Source organism: Candidatus Sulfidibacterium hydrothermale (assembly GCF_020149915.1).
Taxonomy (GTDB): Bacteria; Bacteroidota; Bacteroidia; order Bacteroidales; family F082; genus Sulfidibacterium; species Sulfidibacterium hydrothermale.
This window is the reverse complement of sequence record NZ_CP083760.1, coordinates 2,561,357-2,577,838: the sequence shown is the minus strand read 5'-3', so window position 1 is coordinate 2,577,838 and position 16,482 is coordinate 2,561,357. Positions and strand designations below refer to the sequence as shown.

The 16,482-nt window shown below is 42.6% G+C and carries 15 protein-coding genes; 5 read left to right on the top strand and 10 right to left on the bottom strand.

Annotated elements, in window-relative coordinates:
* The first annotated feature begins 7 nt into the window (after positions 1-7).
* The gene (locus tag LA303_RS10555) at positions 8-403 is read left to right on the top strand and encodes a thioesterase family protein (protein ID WP_240525364.1); all 396 of its coding nucleotides are present in this window, start codon (positions 8-10) and stop codon (positions 401-403) included.
* Here LA303_RS10555 and LA303_RS10550 read toward each other — a convergent pair.
* The 5 genes from LA303_RS10550 to LA303_RS10530 all read right to left on the bottom strand — a co-directional run bounded on the left by LA303_RS10550 (position 400) and on the right by LA303_RS10530 (position 5,044).
* Complete coding sequence (locus LA303_RS10550) at positions 400-732, bottom strand: MGMT family protein (protein WP_240525363.1); 333 nt, start codon at positions 730-732, stop codon at positions 400-402. The genes LA303_RS10555 and LA303_RS10550 overlap by 4 nt on opposite strands.
* A complete protein-coding gene (gene trmB, locus LA303_RS10545; RefSeq protein WP_240525362.1) occupies positions 732-1,433 on the bottom strand; it encodes a tRNA (guanosine(46)-N7)-methyltransferase TrmB in 702 nt (233 codons plus the stop codon). The genes LA303_RS10550 and trmB overlap by 1 nt, the downstream gene beginning before the upstream one ends.
* 12 nt (positions 1,434-1,445) lie before the next feature.
* Positions 1,446-2,741, bottom strand: a complete 1,296-nt coding sequence (locus tag LA303_RS10540) for an HU domain-containing protein (RefSeq protein ID WP_240525361.1) — start codon at positions 2,739-2,741, stop codon at positions 1,446-1,448.
* Between the two features lie 191 nt (positions 2,742-2,932).
* Positions 2,933-3,544 (bottom strand): deoxynucleoside kinase, encoded by a 612-nt coding sequence (locus tag LA303_RS10535; RefSeq protein ID WP_240525360.1) that lies wholly within the window; start codon positions 3,542-3,544, stop codon positions 2,933-2,935.
* Positions 3,545-3,556: 12 nt separating this feature from the next.
* Positions 3,557-5,044, bottom strand: coding sequence for a GH3 auxin-responsive promoter family protein (locus LA303_RS10530; RefSeq protein ID WP_262901491.1), 1,488 nt, complete (start codon positions 5,042-5,044; stop codon positions 3,557-3,559).
* A 190-nt stretch (positions 5,045-5,234) separates the two neighbouring features.
* On the opposite strand from LA303_RS10530, the gene ispE reads away from it, so the two are divergent.
* Positions 5,235-6,050, top strand: a complete 816-nt coding sequence (gene ispE, locus LA303_RS10525) for a 4-(cytidine 5'-diphospho)-2-C-methyl-D-erythritol kinase (protein WP_240525358.1) — start codon at positions 5,235-5,237, stop codon at positions 6,048-6,050.
* A 10-nt stretch (positions 6,051-6,060) separates the two neighbouring features.
* On the opposite strand, the gene LA303_RS10520 is transcribed toward ispE, so the two are convergent.
* The gene (locus LA303_RS10520; RefSeq protein ID WP_240525357.1) at positions 6,061-6,831 is read right to left on the bottom strand and encodes a uroporphyrinogen-III synthase; all 771 of its coding nucleotides are present in this window, start codon (positions 6,829-6,831) and stop codon (positions 6,061-6,063) included.
* Between the two features lie 68 nt (positions 6,832-6,899).
* Positions 6,900-7,643 (bottom strand): DUF4271 domain-containing protein, encoded by a 744-nt coding sequence (locus LA303_RS10515; protein ID WP_240525356.1) that lies wholly within the window; start codon positions 7,641-7,643, stop codon positions 6,900-6,902.
* Positions 7,644-7,745: 102 nt separating this feature from the next.
* Here LA303_RS10515 and pta point away from each other — a divergent pair, with 102 nt between their 5' ends.
* Genes pta through LA303_RS10500 form a run of 3 tightly spaced genes read left to right on the top strand, consistent with a single transcriptional unit; the run spans position 7,746 to position 10,949 of the window.
* Positions 7,746-8,753 carry a phosphate acetyltransferase gene (gene pta, locus LA303_RS10510; RefSeq protein ID WP_240525355.1) on the top strand — a complete coding sequence of 336 codons (1,008 nt, stop codon included), beginning with the start codon at positions 7,746-7,748 and terminating at the stop codon, positions 8,751-8,753.
* A gap of 24 nt (positions 8,754-8,777) precedes the next feature.
* Complete coding sequence (locus tag LA303_RS10505) at positions 8,778-9,737, top strand: 3-hydroxyacyl-CoA dehydrogenase family protein (RefSeq protein ID WP_240525354.1); 960 nt, start codon at positions 8,778-8,780, stop codon at positions 9,735-9,737.
* Positions 9,738-9,752: 15 nt separating this feature from the next.
* The gene (locus LA303_RS10500) at positions 9,753-10,949 is read left to right on the top strand and encodes an acetate/propionate family kinase (RefSeq protein ID WP_240525353.1); all 1,197 of its coding nucleotides are present in this window, start codon (positions 9,753-9,755) and stop codon (positions 10,947-10,949) included.
* Positions 10,950-11,029: 80 nt separating this feature from the next.
* Here the strand turns inward: LA303_RS10500 and LA303_RS10495 are convergent, their stop codons facing one another.
* From LA303_RS10495 to LA303_RS10485, 3 genes are all read right to left on the bottom strand, one after another.
* The gene (locus LA303_RS10495) at positions 11,030-11,770 is read right to left on the bottom strand and encodes a YebC/PmpR family DNA-binding transcriptional regulator (RefSeq protein ID WP_240525352.1); all 741 of its coding nucleotides are present in this window, start codon (positions 11,768-11,770) and stop codon (positions 11,030-11,032) included.
* Between the two features lie 133 nt (positions 11,771-11,903).
* Positions 11,904-13,511 carry a head GIN domain-containing protein gene (locus tag LA303_RS10490; protein WP_240525351.1) on the bottom strand — a complete coding sequence of 536 codons (1,608 nt, stop codon included), beginning with the start codon at positions 13,509-13,511 and terminating at the stop codon, positions 11,904-11,906.
* 72 nt (positions 13,512-13,583) lie between these two features.
* Positions 13,584-16,196 (bottom strand): T9SS type B sorting domain-containing protein, encoded by a 2,613-nt coding sequence (locus LA303_RS10485; protein ID WP_240525350.1) that lies wholly within the window; start codon positions 16,194-16,196, stop codon positions 13,584-13,586.
* Positions 16,197-16,482 lie beyond the last annotated feature (286 nt).

The window sequence follows — 16,482 nt, the reverse complement described above, 5'->3', positions numbered from 1 at the left end:
TTTATCGATGTTTCAAAAGAAATTGAAAACGGGGCTTACGTACGAAAAAACGATTGCTGTAACATCAAATGATACCGCTGCGGCGTATGGTTCAGGCAATGTGGACGTATTGGCTACACCGGCTATGATTGCGCTGATGGAAGGGACGGCACTGGAGTGTGTGCAGTCCTTTCTTGAAAAAGACTTTGTTACGGTGGGTATCGATGTGTGCGTAAAACATGTAAAAGCTACTCCGGTAGGAATGCAGGTGACCTGTAAAGCGATTCTCCGGGAAGTGGATGGTGCCCGGCTTGTTTTTGATGTGGAAGCATGGGATGAAAAAGGGAAGATTGGCATGGGAACCCATGAGCGGTTTGTCGTAAACCTTCCTGAATTCATGAAAAAGGTAAATCAGAACGGTTAGGATCGTTCTTTTGACGGATCCCAAAAGAGTTCTTTAAAACGGATAACCTGATCGTTTTGAACTTCAACGCCTTCGCTTTCAAGTAATTCCTGCATGGTATTTATTCCGCCAAAAGCTTTTTTCCCGGTTAAAAATCCGTTGCGGTTAACCACGCGATGCGCCGGAATGTTTCGGAGTTCGGTTTTGGTATTGTTCAGTGCCCAGCCCACCATTCGGGCAGACTGCGGACTGCCTAAAAACCGGGCAATGGCGCCATACGAAGTAACCCGTCCCGGCGGAATTTGCCGGACAATATCATATACACGCCGGAAAAAATTGGAGTTATCCATTACTGTTTGCTTTCTTTTTTTTCAAACCATTCCGGATTGAGGCGAAAAGCAAGATAACGAATTGGGGTCCCGTGTTCCAGCCATTTTTTTTCATAAAATGTCTGGATCTGGGTAATTTCGTTGTCTATTCCTGAATGGTAAATGTCTTCGTTGGCTTCCAGTAAAATATGATTTCCTTTTTCAATGACTTCGCGTGTATAATCGTAAAGTAACAGCGCATCGGTTTTAAGCCGGATCACGGCATCCGGTGTTAAAAATTTGGCATACCGTTCCAGAAACCGTGGAGACGTCAGTCGTTTCCGTTCTCTTTTGGCTTTGATTTGTGGGTCGGGAAAAGTAATCCACAATCCGTCTACCTCTTTTTCACCAAAATAGTATTCAGAAAGTTCAATACGGGTCCGGACGAAAGCCACATTTTTCAGGTTTTCTTCCTGAGCCGTTTTCAGCCCCCGCCACATTCGGGCGCCTTTAATATCTATGCCGATATAGTTTATCTCCGGATTTCTCCGGGCCATTTCCACCGTGTATTCTCCTTTTCCGCATCCCAGCTCAAGAATGAGCGGGTGGTTGTTATGAAAAAAATCTGTTTTCCATTTTCCTCTTAAGGAAAAACCTTTGACCACTTCTTCATAACGGTATTGAAAAAGGTTGGAAAAAGTCAGGTTTTCGGCAAACCGTTGAAGTTTGTTTTTCTTTCCCAAGCTGTTCAGGTTTTAATTGAATAAGATCCAGGCCGAAGGATTATCCTTCTGGCGGATTTTTGCCAGTTGTTCTTCTGCCTGTGTCCGGCTGCTGAAGGCGGCATAAGCTACCCGGTGCAATCCTTGTGGAGTGACGCCTACAGCCAATGCATCATACCCTTTTTTCTTCAGGGTGTAAATCATGGAGCGGACGTTGTGAACACTTTTAAAAGCGCCGGCGATGATGTAATACCGGTGGGTGTTTTTAGACTGAAGAACACTTGGAGCCGATGGCTGAATTTTTTGTTTTAAATGACTTTTTGTTTTTGCAGTAGTAACGGAAGAAATAGGTTTTGCTGTTGTTTTACCGGGGACAATTTTAGCCGTTGACGATAATTCAGCCGGTTTTTTATTTGACATCGTTGTTACCGGTTTTGTTTTTTCCGGAACGGTTTTATGGATTGTCTCCGCCTTTTTTGCTTTTGTTGTTTCGGGGATTTCTTTTGCCTCAGAGGTGTGTTTTCCCTCCAGTAACTTCAACCACCAAGAGCCCCAATGACTATCCGTAATTTGTGTAACAGGAACATGGCCGATATTATCGATCATATAAGCACTTGGCTGGGAATAAAACAGAGGGATTACTGATGAATAATTTTCGTAATAAGCTGTAACCCGGTCTTTATTCATGAATCCCCAACCTACCAGCATAGCCAAGATAAGTCCGGTAAGAAAGAGTAATTGCGTACGGTAAGGCGATTTTTTTTTCGTGGCAATTAACCGGGCTTTCCGGTGTGTTTCAGCTGTTGCTGTTTTGGGTGAATGGTGAACCGGAGACGCTTTTGTGTGTGGTTTTTTTGCCGGCTGGCGCGGATGGCTAACCTGTTCCCGTAATTTTTCTTCCGGTGTGGCATGCCGGATGGCTGGCGAGACAAATTCGGTGAGCCCAAATGCATCGGCATTATAGTTAACCGATTTGTCCTGTTCAAAAACAATTTTTTGGTTTTTGTTGAGATAGATAGCGCCTACTTTGTGAAAATGAATGCGTTTGCCTTGTTGTAAAGCCTGATCACACAAAAAAACGAATTTGTCAACCTGTGCTTTGGCTTCTTTGTAAGAAACGTTTTCTTCGCGAGCAATATAGTTTACCAGTAAGCCGTCGTTGGTTTTCAGGTAAGCATTAAACATTATCTGTTTGTAAGGAGGACGAAAGTGGTGGGTTTGCGGATGGATCGACGCCGGTTTATCCTGGGTTAAAAAGCCGCCTAAACCGGGTATCACCACGCATTCATAATCATACAACAAATCACCTATGTATTTGGCTATCTTCATGGTACGGGTTTTTAGTAAAGTGAAAGCTTCAACTTGCTAAGATAAGCACTGCAGCTGTGGGTTGCAAATTTTGTTAATAAGTTTTTTGCAATCTGGTTTAAAGATCGCAAAATAAACATTTTCAATAAGATAAGTAATCCTGTTTTTGTGGGTTCTGTCAACAGGAAAATTTCCGGAGTCCGGACCGTTTTTTAAAAAAGTCCGTTGATTTCGGCATCAATTTTTTCAATTACAATACCGATATCTTCCGGTTTATTAAAATCAAGGTTGTCCACATTGATGATAAGCAGCTTTCCTTGTTTATATTTTGTTATCCAGCTTTCATACCGTTCGTTCAGTCGTTTCAGATAATCCAGCCGGATAGATTCTTCATATTCTCTTCCCCGTTTTTGAATTTGTTCTACCAGGGTAGACACTGAAGCCCGGAGATAGATCAATAAATCAGGAGGTTGAATAAAGGAGCTCATCAACTCAAAAAGTGAGCTGTAATTTTCAAAGTCGCGGGTAGACATCAGGTTCATATCGTGCAGGTTAGGGGCAAAGATGTAAGCGTCTTCGTAGATACTCCGGTCCTGAATTACATTTTTATTTCCCCGGCGTATTTCCACCACCTGGCGGAAACGGCTGTTCAGAAAATAAACCTGCAGGTTGAACGACCAGCGTTGCATGTCATCATAAAAACTTTGCAGATAAGGATTATGATCCACATCTTCGTAATGGGCTTTCCACCCGTAATGTTTTGCGAGTATTTTCGTGAGGGTTGTTTTCCCCGAACCAATATTTCCAGCAATTGCTATATGCATTTTTAAATGGATTTAAAAATTAAAATTCTTTTTTGTTGTCTGACTGTTTTTTAATATTTCATCTACAAACTCCCGGCTGTTGTGAAGCCGCGGTACTTTGTGTTGCCCGCCCAGCTTGTTGTTGTGTTTCATCCAGTTATAAAAAGTTCCTTTTTTCATGGAACGGATCAAAGGAGGTTTTAAAACCAAATGATGATACCGTTTGGCCTCGTAATCTGAATTGAGTGCTTTTAGCGCATTGTCAAAAACTTCGGCGAAAAACTCAAAGTTATCCGGCATTTTTTCAAACTCAATAAGCCATTCATGACGAATATTATTTTCTTCGTATAAAGGAGCGGCTGTATAATCGCGAATGGCGGCTCCTGTTTTGGCGCAGGCTGTGGCCAGCGCTTTCTCGGCATTGTCTACCATGAGCTCTTCTCCTACGATATTCATATAGTTTTTGGTTCTTCCGGTTACCTGGATGCGGTAAGGGCGAAGAGAAGTAAAACGAATGGTGTCGCCAATCAGATAGCGCCACAATCCGGAATTGGTGGTAATGACCAGGGCGTAATGGGTATTGGTTTGTACCTCATCCAGCGTTAATGTTTGTGGATAAGGCCTTCCCAGCTGGTCCATCGGAATGAATTCATAGTAAATTCCATAATCAAGCATCAGCAACATGTCGTCGGCACCGGTTTGGTCCTGAATGCCAAAAAAACCTTCAGAAGCATTGTATGTTTGGTAATATTGCATCTCACTTTTGGGAATAAGTGAAAGAAATTGATGCCGGTAGGGTTCGAAACTGACGCCTCCGTGAAAGAACACTTCCAGATTGGGCCACACTTCCGGTATGGTTTTTTTCCCGGAAAGCTCAAGAACTTTACGCAGTAAAACCAATGTCCACGAAGGTACTCCGGAAAGGCTTGTAACATTGTGATGCAAGGTTGTTTCAGCCATGCGCTGCAATTTGCTTTCCCATTCGTCCATTAAGGCAATGGCCAGCGAAGGAGTGCGCATGATCTGTGCCCAGTAAGGCATGTTGTGGATTAAAATAGCGGAGAGATCGCCTTCGTAATAAGATTGGTTATTGACTTCCTGAATATTCTGGCTGCCGCCCATAAGCAATCCTTTTCCCTGAAAAAGGGATGAATCAGGATGGTTATTCAAATAAAGGGTTAAAACATCTTTACCCGCTTTAAAATGACATTCTTCAATGGTATCCTGACTGATGGGGATAAATTTACTTTTATTGTCAGTGGTTCCCGATGATTTGGCAAACCATTTGATCGTTTCGGGCCAGAGCAGATTTTTTTCTCCCTGACGCATCCGTTCGATGAGCGGCTGGATATCTTCATAACGGCTTACCGGTACCCGTTGTTTATAAATATCCGGATTTTTGATAGAGGCATAATCATATTTTTGCCCCCATTCTGTATTCTTCCCGTTTTCGATGAGCTTGTCAAACCAGTCGTGCTGTACTTCATTCGGATATTTCAGGAAGAGCTCAATCTGGTGCATTCTCTTCTTAATAAGCCATGTAAGTACAGAATTTATGAAAGCCATCAGCGTTTTTCAAATGGATGTTTAAAAAGTCAAATTTAAAAATTTTTGTGAATATCCCTTCGCTTTTGTCGGTTTAAATCCGGTAAATAAAAAATCGCTTTTCGAAAATAGGCAAAGTATTATTTTTGTCCAACAGAAAAATAAGATGATTCTATTTCCTGCGGCGAAAATCAATATCGGATTACGGATTACCGGAGAAAGAGCAGACGGGTATCATAATATCGAGTCGGTTTTTTGTCCGGTTCCTTTATGTGATGTGCTGGAGTTTTTGCCGTCAGAAACCTTTGAGTTATCGCTTTATGGGAAACCGGTTCCCGGAATGCCCGAAGAAAACCTGATTACGAAAACGTGGAAACTTTTAAATCAAAAGTTTTCGATTCCGCCGGTACGGGTTGCTTTGATGAAAAATATTCCTCCGGGAAGCGGACTGGGGGGAGGGGCTTCTGATGCCGCTTTCTTCTTAAATGGGCTGAATGAATTTTTTCATTTGAACCGATCGTCTGCTGCGCTTCAGGAACTGGCTTTGCAGCTTGGAAGTGATGTTCCTTTTTTTCTGCAGAACCGGCCTGCGCTGGTTTCCGGAAGAGGGGAAGAAATAAAACCCATTACGCTTCCGGTTAAGAACTTGTGGCTGATGCTGGTGCTTCCGCCGGTGCATTGTGCTACCGGTCAGATGTTTTCATTGACAAAACCCGGTAAGTTCACAGCTCCTTTGACCGAGTTTCTCCGTCAACCGGTAGAAACATGGTCTCTGTTTGTAAAAAATGATTTTCAGGAAATAGCCACCCGGCAGAATCCGGTTCTGTATCGCGTGCAGCAAGAGCTTATTAAAAGGAAACCGGTTTATTGGTCAATGACCGGTTCTGGATGTGCTTTTTATGCTTTTTTCCGGAAAAAGCCATCAGTTTCTTTCCCGGAATTTATGGGTGAAGTTCGTGTTTTCAGGTTCCCCGGTTATTAAGATACCGGTTTTATTTTCTGCTCCGCCGCCGCCGTTCTCTTTCTTTTTCCGTAATGTAATGATCAATGGCCATAGCCATGGAAGGCGCTGCTTGCGTGGGAGCCGGAATATTTACTGTCAGTCCGGCATCTTTCAGTGCCTTGTTGGTAGATGGCCCGAAAGCGGCAATTAGTTGGTCGCCCTGTTCGTAATCCGGAAAATTAGTCAGGAGTGAGTTAATACCTCCCGGACTGAAAAAGATCAGCATATCGTATTTTTTGATATCCAGATCCGACAGATCGCTTGGAACGGTTCTGTAAATTACTCCTTGGGTGTAATTGATTTTTTCTTTGTTGAGTAATTTAAACATGGTCTGGTTGGGCACATCCGACGAAGGAACCAAAAAGGTTTCGTCACGGTGTTTTTTCAGAATTTCAAGGAGATCCTGAAAGTTTTGTTTTCCGAAAAAGATCTTTCTTTTTCGGTATTGCACATACTTTTGCAGATAGTAAGCGGTGGATTCTGAAATACAGAAATATTTCAATGAATCCGGAATTTCTTTTCGGAGTTCCTTGGCAATCCGGAAAAAATGGTCTACGGCATGGCGGCTGGTAAGGATTACCGCTGTATGCCCGTTCAAAGAATTTTTATTCATCCGGAATTCCTGGGCAGAAATTCCCTCAATCGTAATAAATTTACGAAAATCAATGTTTAAATTAAACTTTTCACTCAATTCTCCGTACGGAGACCGGCTAATATCGGCCGGTTTTGGCTGCGATACTAAAATGTTTTTGATTTTCAATGTCCCGAATTTTTAACCCCCATAATACACTAATGCCCCTGTTTATCATGGTGATACCGTCATTTTTATTATCCCGTTCCCAGTTTTACCAGCCATAACAAAGGGGCAATTTCAATGGCGCAAAGATATAAAAATATATGATGTATTTGAAAATCCCCTTCGCTTAATCCGTTGCGAAACGTTTGAAACCATTTGAAAAGGAACAGGATAATTATGGTAACAATCATTCCGTCAATTAAAAAGCGACTCCCCGAATAAAAATAAATGAGCAGCAGCGGAATAAGGATAATGCCACTGATGAACATCCATAGTTGATTGGATTTTAACTGGTTTTTGGCGGATGTTTTTGCATTGAATAAAATGCCGGACAGCAAAGTGAGTATCTGATTGAGAAAAAAGAAAACAAACGTAATTCCTGCAATTCTGCCTACCCAGTAAAAATCGGTAAACGACCGGGCCGGAAGATAATGGTAACGAATCAGAATAATGATGGAAAACAGGGTAATGGCTACCCAGAAATTGATGGAAAAGAAAAGCGGAACAGCCCACCCCGGTTTGCTATAGCTGTCGTTGTCGCGCCGGGTGCCACTTTTTAAAAAAAGGGTAAAAATGGCTTGCAGTGTTCTCGGATAAAAAAAACGAATCAGAGCAATCAAGGTTAGAAAACCGAAGAGAAGATAAAAAACCAAATGCCCTTCCGGATGTGGGAGAGGATGCGGATGAATGGCAATATGCCCTTTTTGAAAAAAAATCCCGGTCTTTTTCAAAGTATCGGCAACGGGCAAGGTTAAAATGTATAGAATTGGTTTCAAGATATTTAAAGTAATAAAAAATTTTTGTTAAAAAATTAACGAAACTAAATTTTGCAACAAAATTAGTAATACTTTTGCAGTGCGCATTAAAATTAAAACAAAATGGAATTAATTGATAAGATTCATGAGATGGCGCGGCAGGCAGGTAAAACCATTGTTTTACCCGAAGGTACTGAAGAACGAAACCTTCGTGCTGCGGATTATGTCTTAAAAGAAAAAATTGCAGCTATTATTTTGCTGGGAAACCGGGATGAGATTTTGAAAAAGGCGTCTGGTTTTTCATTACAAAATATTGAAAAGGCCACAATTATTGACCCGAAAAACCATCCGGACAAAACGTATTATGCCCGGATGCTGGCTGATATCCGGAAGAAAAAAGGAATGACGTATGAAGAAGCTTTGAAAAAAGTGGAAGAGCCGTTGTATCTGTCCACGTTGCTGATTAAAGACGGAAAAGCAGATGGTGAAGTGAGTGGTGCTGAGCATGCCACCGGCGATGTGTTGCGTCCGGCTTTTCAGATCATCAAAACACTTCCGGGGGTGAGTGCCGTTTCCGGTGCTTTTATCATGATCCTGAAAGACAAAAATTTTGGTACCGATGGGGTGATGATTTTTGCTGATTGTGCTGTGAATCCTGATCCTTCGGTACGTGAGCTGGCTGAAATTGCTGTTGAATCGGCTAAAACGGCAAAGAATATTGCCGGGATTGAACCGAAAGTGGCCATGTTGAGTTTTTCAACGAAAGGAAGTGCCAAACATGAAAAAGTGGACAAGGTGGTGGAAGCATTGAATATGGCTAAAACAATGAACCCGGATCTGCAAATAGACGGTGAATTACAAGCTGATGCCGCTATTATTGAAGCCATTGGAAAGAAAAAAGCTCCCGGTTCACCTATTGCCGGTAAAGCCAATGTATTGGTTTTCCCCTCTTTGGAAAGTGGAAATATTGCTTACAAGCTGGTGCAGCGTTTGGCCGGGGCTGAAGCGGTAGGCCCGGTTTTGCAGGGATTAGCGGCGCCGATTAACGATTTGTCGCGTGGCTGTTCGGTAGACGATATCATTAATATGATTGCCATTACAGCCAATCAGGCTAACGGTTTATTACAATAGTTAGAAAATATTAAAATTTTAAAAATGAGCGAATTAGTTCAATTTAGTCTGGGCGGTCGCCTGAAACCCAAAGGAAATATTCAAACCGTGGGTATCCTCGGTTGCGGTTCAGTAGGACAGGTTGTAGCCCGTATTTGTGCCCAGTATGGAATGGATGTCGTTTTTCTGGATTTGAATGAAGAACGAATTCAGGAAATTTACCGGGACATTGAAAGCCAACTTGATGATGTTATTGCCCACTGGGGCATCACGTCATCCGAAAAAAAACTGATCATGTCGCGGCTGAAAGGGACCACCCGTTATGAAGACCTGAAAGATTGCGATTTGGTTATCGAAACCATCAGCTCCCGGCAAAAAGGTACTTTGGTGAATTTGCGAAAAGAGTTGTTTCAGAAAGTGGAAGCTGTGGTACGCGAGGATACAATTATTTCTTCCGACTTGTCCACATTAATTATTTCTGATTTGGCTGTCGTACTGAAAAATCCCGGACGGGCTATCGGGATTCATTTTATTGAACCCATCGATAAAACCAATATCGTAGAAGTAGTTAAAGGACGTCAGACTACCGACGAAACCTATGAAAAGGTGAAACGTTTTGTTCAGATGCTGAACAAAAAAGCCATTCTGATCAATGAATCGCCCGGAAACATTTCGACCCGGATGATGATCCCGCTGATCAATGAAGCCTGTGAGATTTTGATGGAAGGGGTGGCGTCAATTTCCGATATTGACGAAACCATGAAAGAAACCACCGGTTATATTTTTGGCCCGTTCGAAATCGCCGACAAAATCGGTCTTGATAAGATTTTGAAATACATGGATAATCTTTATCAGGAGTACGGCGATAAGAAATACAAGGCTTCACCGATTATCAAACGGTTGGTACGTGCTAACTACCTGGGGGTACAAACCAAAAAAGGTTTTTATAATTACGAAGGAAACAAACCCGTGGGAAATACTATTTCGTGTGCCATTATTAATTAGAGAAAAAGCGTAAAAATGAAAATAATCGTTTTAAATTGCGGTAGCTCGTCTATTAAATACGAGCTGGTAAATATGCCTTCAAAAGAAGTGCTGGCCAAAGGCCTGGTAGAACGTATCGGGTTGCGGGGCAGTGCCATTAAACATAGCCGGAACGATGGCTTTGAGAAGAAATTTGAAGGAGAAATTTTAGACCATCAACAAGGGATAGAATACTTGCTGGGTATTCTTATCAGCGAGAAATATGGCAGCCTGAAAAGTATGGAAGAGATTGGGGCAGTAGGACACCGGGTGGTTCATGGAGCAGAAGAGTTTAGTGGTAGTGTGTTGATTACCAATAAAGTGATTGATGTTCTTGAACGTTCGTCCGAATTGGCTCCGTTGCATAATCCACCAAACCTGAAAGGGATTTATGCCATGAAACAGCTGTTGCCTCATGTTCCCCAGGTGGGTGTTTTCGATACGGCTTTTCATCAAACCATGCCGCCTCATGTGTTTTTGTACGGAATACCTTACAGCTTGTATGAAAAATATAAAATCCGCCGGTATGGATTTCATGGTACGAGCCATAATTATGTTTCGCACCGGGCTTGTAATATCTTAGGCGTTGATTATAATCAGCCCAGGATTATTAGCTGCCATTTGGGCAATGGTGCTTCGGTTGCAGCTATTAAAGACGGGAAATCGTACGATACTTCTATGGGAATGACGCCTACCGAAGGATTGATTATGGGAACCCGTTCTGGCGATTTGGATCCGGGTGCTCTGCTTTTTATTGCTGAAAAAGAAAGAACTTCCATTGGTTATACCCGTACTTTGCTGAATAAATTCTCTGGTATGATTGGTATTTCGGGAGTTTCATCCGATATGCGTAATATTGAAGAAGCCGCGGAAAAAGGAAACGAAAGGGCACGGATTGCTCTTGAAATGTTTGCTTATCGTGTGAAAAAATATATCGGAGCATATGCAGCAGCACTTGGTGGGGTAGATATCCTGATTTTTACCGGTGGAATTGGAGAAAATGATACCGAAACCCGGAAACGGATTTTAAAAGACATGGAATTTCTGGGAATTGACCTGGATGAATCCATGATGGATAAAAGAGGAGAGGAAATGATGCTCTCAACCGAAAAATCAAAAGTAAAAGTAATGGTCATTCCTACCCAGGAAGAACTGATGATTGCTCAGGATACTTTTGATCTGGTACAGAAATAGTTTTTGTAACTTCTATACAATAAAAAAGCCCGTGAAAACGGGCTTTTTTATTGTAAGATGACAGGAAAAACAGAAAATGGTTACATGTTTTCCATCATTTCATCGGTCATTTCCAGGTTGTGGAAAACTTTTTGGACGTCGTCATCATCTTCAAACAGATCGATAATCTTCATGATCTTTTGTGCTTCTTCAAGAGGAAGCGTTTTGGTATCGTTCGGAATACGTTGCAGCTCTGCGGTTTCCGGCTCAATGCCCAGCTCTTCCAGTTTTTTCATCATGGGGCCAAAATCTTCCATGGAGGTCGTAACATGAAAGAATCCGTCTTCCAGTTCAATATCTTCAGCACCGGCATCAATCAATTCCATTTCAAATTCATCCTGGTCTAAATCTCCTTTGGGAATTTCGAAAACACCTTTTCTGTCAAACAGATAGCTCAAAGAGCCGTTGGTGCTCAAGCTTCCGCCATATTTATTGAAAATAGCCCGGATATTGGAAACTGTCCGTTGCAGGTTGTCAGTGGTGCATTCCAGGTAAACAGCAATACCGTGAGGTAAATAGCCTTCGTAGGTTACTTCGGTGAAATTGGCAGAATTTTTATCTTTTCCTTTGTTAATGGCGCGCTCAATATTGTCTTTGGGCATACTTTGTCCCTTGGCATTGGCAATGGCCATGCGTAAACGGGGGTTGCCGTCCGGATCGGGACCACCTTCTTTAACGGCTACTGTAATTTCTTTGATGAGTTTTGAGAAGATTTTGGAACGTTTGGCATCAAGAGCTCCCTTTTTCCTTTTTATGGTTGACCATTTACTGTGTCCTGACATATTTGTTTCTTTTTTATGAAATTTTTGATTTTACAGGGCAAAATTAAGAAAAATAGCGAAATGGAAAATGACCTGAAAAATGAAAAAGCTCCCACCTGCGGGAGCTTTTCACTTTGTGTTTTTATGCTTTATCTTACCATCCGGAAATACTGATTCCGGCAGACCACTGATTTAAATCCGGTCCCTGATCTTTTAAAAACATGTTGTTCACCGCATAAGTGGCATATAAAACGAGCGTTCCGTATCCCATCCTGACGGTAGCATCAAAACGGAAAGGTTGCAGGTTGAAACTGTTCACACTTTTTACAATATTCCGGTTGTCGCGGTTGGGGGTAGTGTAGTATCCCGGCAGGAGTTTTCCGGTGGCAGGATCTTCCAAATAGTATTGCTTGTTGGCTTCATTAAAATAGATTTTGGTATGGGTTCGTAACCGCGCGTTAATGATCATCCCGAAACTGATGAAGAACCGGTGACTGCGCTGAACATTATTGGTCTGGAACTCAAAGAGTACAGGAACTGAAAGATAAAACAGCGTAAGTTTGCTTTTGCGAACGCTTACATTGCGCATGTAAAAACCTTGCAATGTATTGCTGTCGGGCGACAGATAAGTGGGATTGGTAAACCGGTAGTTGTTAAAGCTTAAGCCTAAGCCGGTTACCATTCCGATGGTCCGGGCTTTGTTGAAAGGAATATTTTGTTCGAACAGGTTTAAATTAACATTAATGGATTTTTCGTACTGTAGATTCAGGTATTCGTATTCTTTTCCAAAATCGGTATTCATGGAAGGAGTGAGATAGCCATTGATTCCCAAATCAACACCGCCCCAATGCCCGTTAAATTTTACCGGTTTTGTACGAATCCATTTTATGTTCCCGTTATCGTCTACTACCAAAGTGTGACTTCCCAGGGTAACTTTGGTGGTATCGCCGTCAACGACTTCCACATGAATTGAGCCTACATTTACGCGTGTGGTATCATTCCAGTGGTTTTGGCTGGGAGATGAATTATAAACGATCAGGTGGGCTTTCCCGGCTGCATTTTTCACGGTAATCGATTTTTCGGAAGAGCGAACCAAACGAATACTGGCGGCAGCGGAAGTTTCTTTGTTTAAAAATTTTTGTGCGTTGATTTTAATTTCGCCAGCACCGGAAGCTTTGGCAAAAACAGAATCAGCGACCAGACTGCCGGCTTTCATTTCGCCAGCACCGGATACGTTAGCATATAATTTGTCTGCTTTACCGTAAAGAACTACATCGGCTGCTCCTGAAACATGGCTATTTACCTGATGATAATGTAGTATGAGGTCAACGTTGGCAGCACCACTGGCATCCAGTTTGAACAGCTGTCCTGAAAGCGTGTCGGCTCCTTTCACCACAGAAGCTCCGGATGCTCTAATGGATTGCAAGTAAGGAACAGTAACATAAAATTTTAACCGGGTGGGGTTAAGATTGGAATAGGTGATGTGCAGGGTTTGGTTTTTGACGCTTATGTGAATGGCATTGAGCAGGTTCTCGTCGGTTTCTGTAATTACGGTGTAGGGTGCATTGCCTTTAGTCAGGATAATGATGTGATCTGCTCCGTCAGCCTGAATACGGTTAAAGGCAGGTACTTTTATGCTGCTTTTTACGATTTGCCCATTTCCTTTAATGTTTCTTTTATTCCATTGGCTGTATCCTTTAACGGGTGTAAAGAGAAAAATTAAAGCCGTGAATAAACTTGCCAAAAATGTAATTTTCTTCATCGTTTTTCTTTTTGGCATAAAACGGGAAAGAAGCATGAAAAGTTACAGGCTGTATTTTTTCTTTGTGTTTTATCAGCGGAGCAGGGTGATGGAGCCTTGTAAATGTCTTTTCATGAGTCCGCTGGTAGAATGAAAATAAACTTCGCAGGTGTAAAAATAGGTTCCGGGGGCACAGTCTGTTCCGGTATGTATATTTTTTCCATCCCAGTTGATCATGGGATCGTGGGTTTGAAAAACTTCTTTTCCCCAACGGTTAAAAATAACCATGTCCACGTGGTCTACGGTGGCTTTCGGATTACTCGACAAGCTGTTCATGGGAACCAGCTTATCGTTTACTCCGTCATTGTTTGGTGTAAACACATTGGGAAGAGTATACTGCGGACAGGCATCGTAATCCACACAGATTTTCAGGCTCTGGTTGCTGACATTTCCGATGGAATCAACCGCTTCAACGGCATAGCATCCTACTACGCTGCCTAAATCCTGGTGCAGAAAATAGGCCGTATCAGCCAGGTTTCCGTCGATAGAATCAATCAAAGTCAAATCAGAACCCGGAGTAGCATAAAAAATCCTGTATTTTGCCAAATCGTTGTAGCAGGTGTCATTCTGGGGGAGCCACATTTTTACGGTGTTATCCACTTTCTCGCAATCGGTAACTACGGCAACAAGAGGAGTACACGGTGGTGTAACATCTTTGGGAATAGCGCAGGCTATTTGTGAGTAATTGATAACCGGATTGGGCATTCCGGCAAGTGAAAAATGGCCTTCAGATTTAATGTAATAGCAGTATCGGGATGTGTTGTCCAAATGATAGTCTGTGTAACTTTTTCCTGTTACGGTGGTCAGCGAGTCGAATGTCGTGCTGTTTTCTGTTTTCCGGTAGATAATGAAACGGTCGTTGATCCAGGGAACTGAAGGATCCCAGCTGAGCGTAAGTCTTTTATCTGCTGCTCTGATCCGTAAGAAAATGGAAGAAGCTGCTTGGGAACTCCCGATTTTTCCTGTGGTATTGCTTTCCAGATCAACCCGGTAGTAAACGGCTGCATTTTCTGAGTTCAAATCAATTGCATTATCGAAGTAAGTGGTATCAAGAAGTCCCTGAAAAGTTTGAATCAGGTGCATGGTGCCTCCGGAAGCTTTGTCGCTGCGGAACAGTTTGTAAACATAAGGTCCGGGATACTGTAAAGTATCAAGTTCCACGGGTTTTGCCCAGTTTACAATGACATGTCCCTGTTCGAGATTGGTTTTGTCGTTACTGACCTTTGTAATAATGGGTACATCACGTTTCAGGGATGCACAGGCCTGGTCTGATGCGTAGCTTTCAGCGCCATCGGCAAAAATGGCTGTTACACGATAGCAATACCGGATACCTTGTGATAATCCGGTACCTTGATTATCATCGCGAAAAGTAGTTTGGTCATAACTATCGGTTGTACCGATTTCCACAAACCCGGTATAGGCCGGTACGCCGGTTTCGCATACTCCGTGCTGCCAAAAAGTACTGTCGGCTTTCCGGTAAATTTTGTATCCCACAGCATTCTCACAACCGGTAGTATCCCATTGTAAATTGATTCCGTCACCCAGTGCTTTGGCGGTAAGGTTTTTTGGCGCAGGAGCAATTACTTTAATGTCTACTTGTTTAAAACTGGCCAGACTGACCGGAAAACCACTGTCTTTGGCCTTGAACCCAACGTAATAAGCTTGCCGGCGAACATGATTACAAACGGTATGCCATGAAAAAACGGTGGATACCGTGTCGTTTCCTTTGGCCGGATCCGGATTGATCGTAGCCGGGCTGATGGTTTGGACAAAAGGCCCGCCAAAAGCAGTAAGGGTAACATCGGTTCCCTCAGGATCAATAGCCGTGGTGGTAAAATGCAGACTGTCGCCGGCTACCACACAAGTGTCGTTACCTGTAATAATAATGGGTGGTTTATGGCTACAGCTTACAATGGTAATTTGCATATCGCGTCGTACGTAACCAATCATTACTCCCCGTCGCCATTCTTCCGTTAAAAAGGCTACATTGTATTCCCCTTGCAAAACCGGATTTACCCATTGGATTTCTCCGGTAAGCGAATCTATACGAAAATAATCGGAAGCTTTCGGAAAAGTGTATCCCGGAATGTCCCGGCCGCCGGCTCCTTTACAAACCACTAATTTGTAGGAAAGGCTGTCTCCGTCCGGATCATATGCTCCCGGATTGTGATAAAACGGTTGTCCGACACAGCCGGCATCAATGGGGGGATTCAATAATTGAACCGAATTATTGTATCCAAGAAAAGGATTGATAACCAGATAACTGTCAATAAACATGGGGACGTTTACCGAGTTAGGAATGTTTACGACGCCATTATTTCTGTTGGGGTCTTCCACGGTGATGGTGTAAGATCCCGGGCCGGCGTACGTGTGTCGGCCTACATAGCGGTTGTAAGAGATGTCATTTCCCAACGGATAAAAATCAATACGCGGGATTTCTTCCGAACTTCCATCGCCCCAAAAGATGGGCATGGTATTTCTTTCGTCATCGGCCGGGCTGGATGTACGTGTGTACATGGTAATGGTAAACTCGTAAGTCAGCCCTTCAATGTGCCGATAGGTAATTTCTGCGGCTCTTTGGTGGGTGGCAAAGACTTCCGGAAGAAGAAAAAGAAAAAGTACTCCTGTGAGTAAATACTGTTTCATGCACTCAAAAATTTTTTGAAGAACGAAGAAAAAATTTCATCATTCATCCAACCGCTTTGTATTTATTTGTGTTTTTTCAACGCTTTTAATTGTGTTTTTGTCCTCATCCCGATAGGGTTTGACCCATCGGTTTGACGGGGTTCGTTCCTGTTTCATTGAACGGCTCTCAAAACTACAAATAATCTGTTACACCTTTTATTTTTTGTTTTAAATGAAAATCAAAAACTTAGCGTGAAAAGGTTGGTGTGCGGAAATTTTTTTCGCGTCAAAAACTTCCTAAACCGGC

What these genes read in the sequence shown, in the direction of transcription:
- LA303_RS10495 (WP_240525352.1), bottom strand. Translation starts at nt 11,770, where the DNA reads ATGTCAGGACACAGTAAATGGTCAACCATAAAAAGGAAAAAGGGAGCT.
- LA303_RS10540 (WP_240525361.1), bottom strand. Translation starts at nt 2,741, where the DNA reads ATGAAGATAGCCAAATACATAGGTGATTTGTTGTATGATTATGAATGC.
- LA303_RS10550 (WP_240525363.1), bottom strand. Translation starts at nt 732, where the DNA reads ATGGATAACTCCAATTTTTTCCGGCGTGTATATGATATTGTCCGGCAA.
- pta (WP_240525355.1), top strand. Translation starts at nt 7,746, where the DNA reads ATGGAATTAATTGATAAGATTCATGAGATGGCGCGGCAGGCAGGTAAA.
- ispE (WP_240525358.1), top strand. Translation starts at nt 5,235, where the DNA reads ATGATTCTATTTCCTGCGGCGAAAATCAATATCGGATTACGGATTACC.
- LA303_RS10555 (WP_240525364.1), top strand. Translation starts at nt 8, where the DNA reads ATGTTTCAAAAGAAATTGAAAACGGGGCTTACGTACGAAAAAACGATT.
- LA303_RS10500 (WP_240525353.1), top strand. Translation starts at nt 9,753, where the DNA reads ATGAAAATAATCGTTTTAAATTGCGGTAGCTCGTCTATTAAATACGAG.
- LA303_RS10490 (WP_240525351.1), bottom strand. Translation starts at nt 13,511, where the DNA reads ATGAAGAAAATTACATTTTTGGCAAGTTTATTCACGGCTTTAATTTTT.
- LA303_RS10530 (WP_262901491.1), bottom strand. Translation starts at nt 5,044, where the DNA reads ATGCACCAGATTGAGCTCTTCCTGAAATATCCGAATGAAGTACAGCAC.
- LA303_RS10485 (WP_240525350.1), bottom strand. Translation starts at nt 16,196, where the DNA reads ATGAAACAGTATTTACTCACAGGAGTACTTTTTCTTTTTCTTCTTCCG.
- LA303_RS10535 (WP_240525360.1), bottom strand. Translation starts at nt 3,544, where the DNA reads ATGCATATAGCAATTGCTGGAAATATTGGTTCGGGGAAAACAACCCTC.
- LA303_RS10505 (WP_240525354.1), top strand. Translation starts at nt 8,778, where the DNA reads ATGAGCGAATTAGTTCAATTTAGTCTGGGCGGTCGCCTGAAACCCAAA.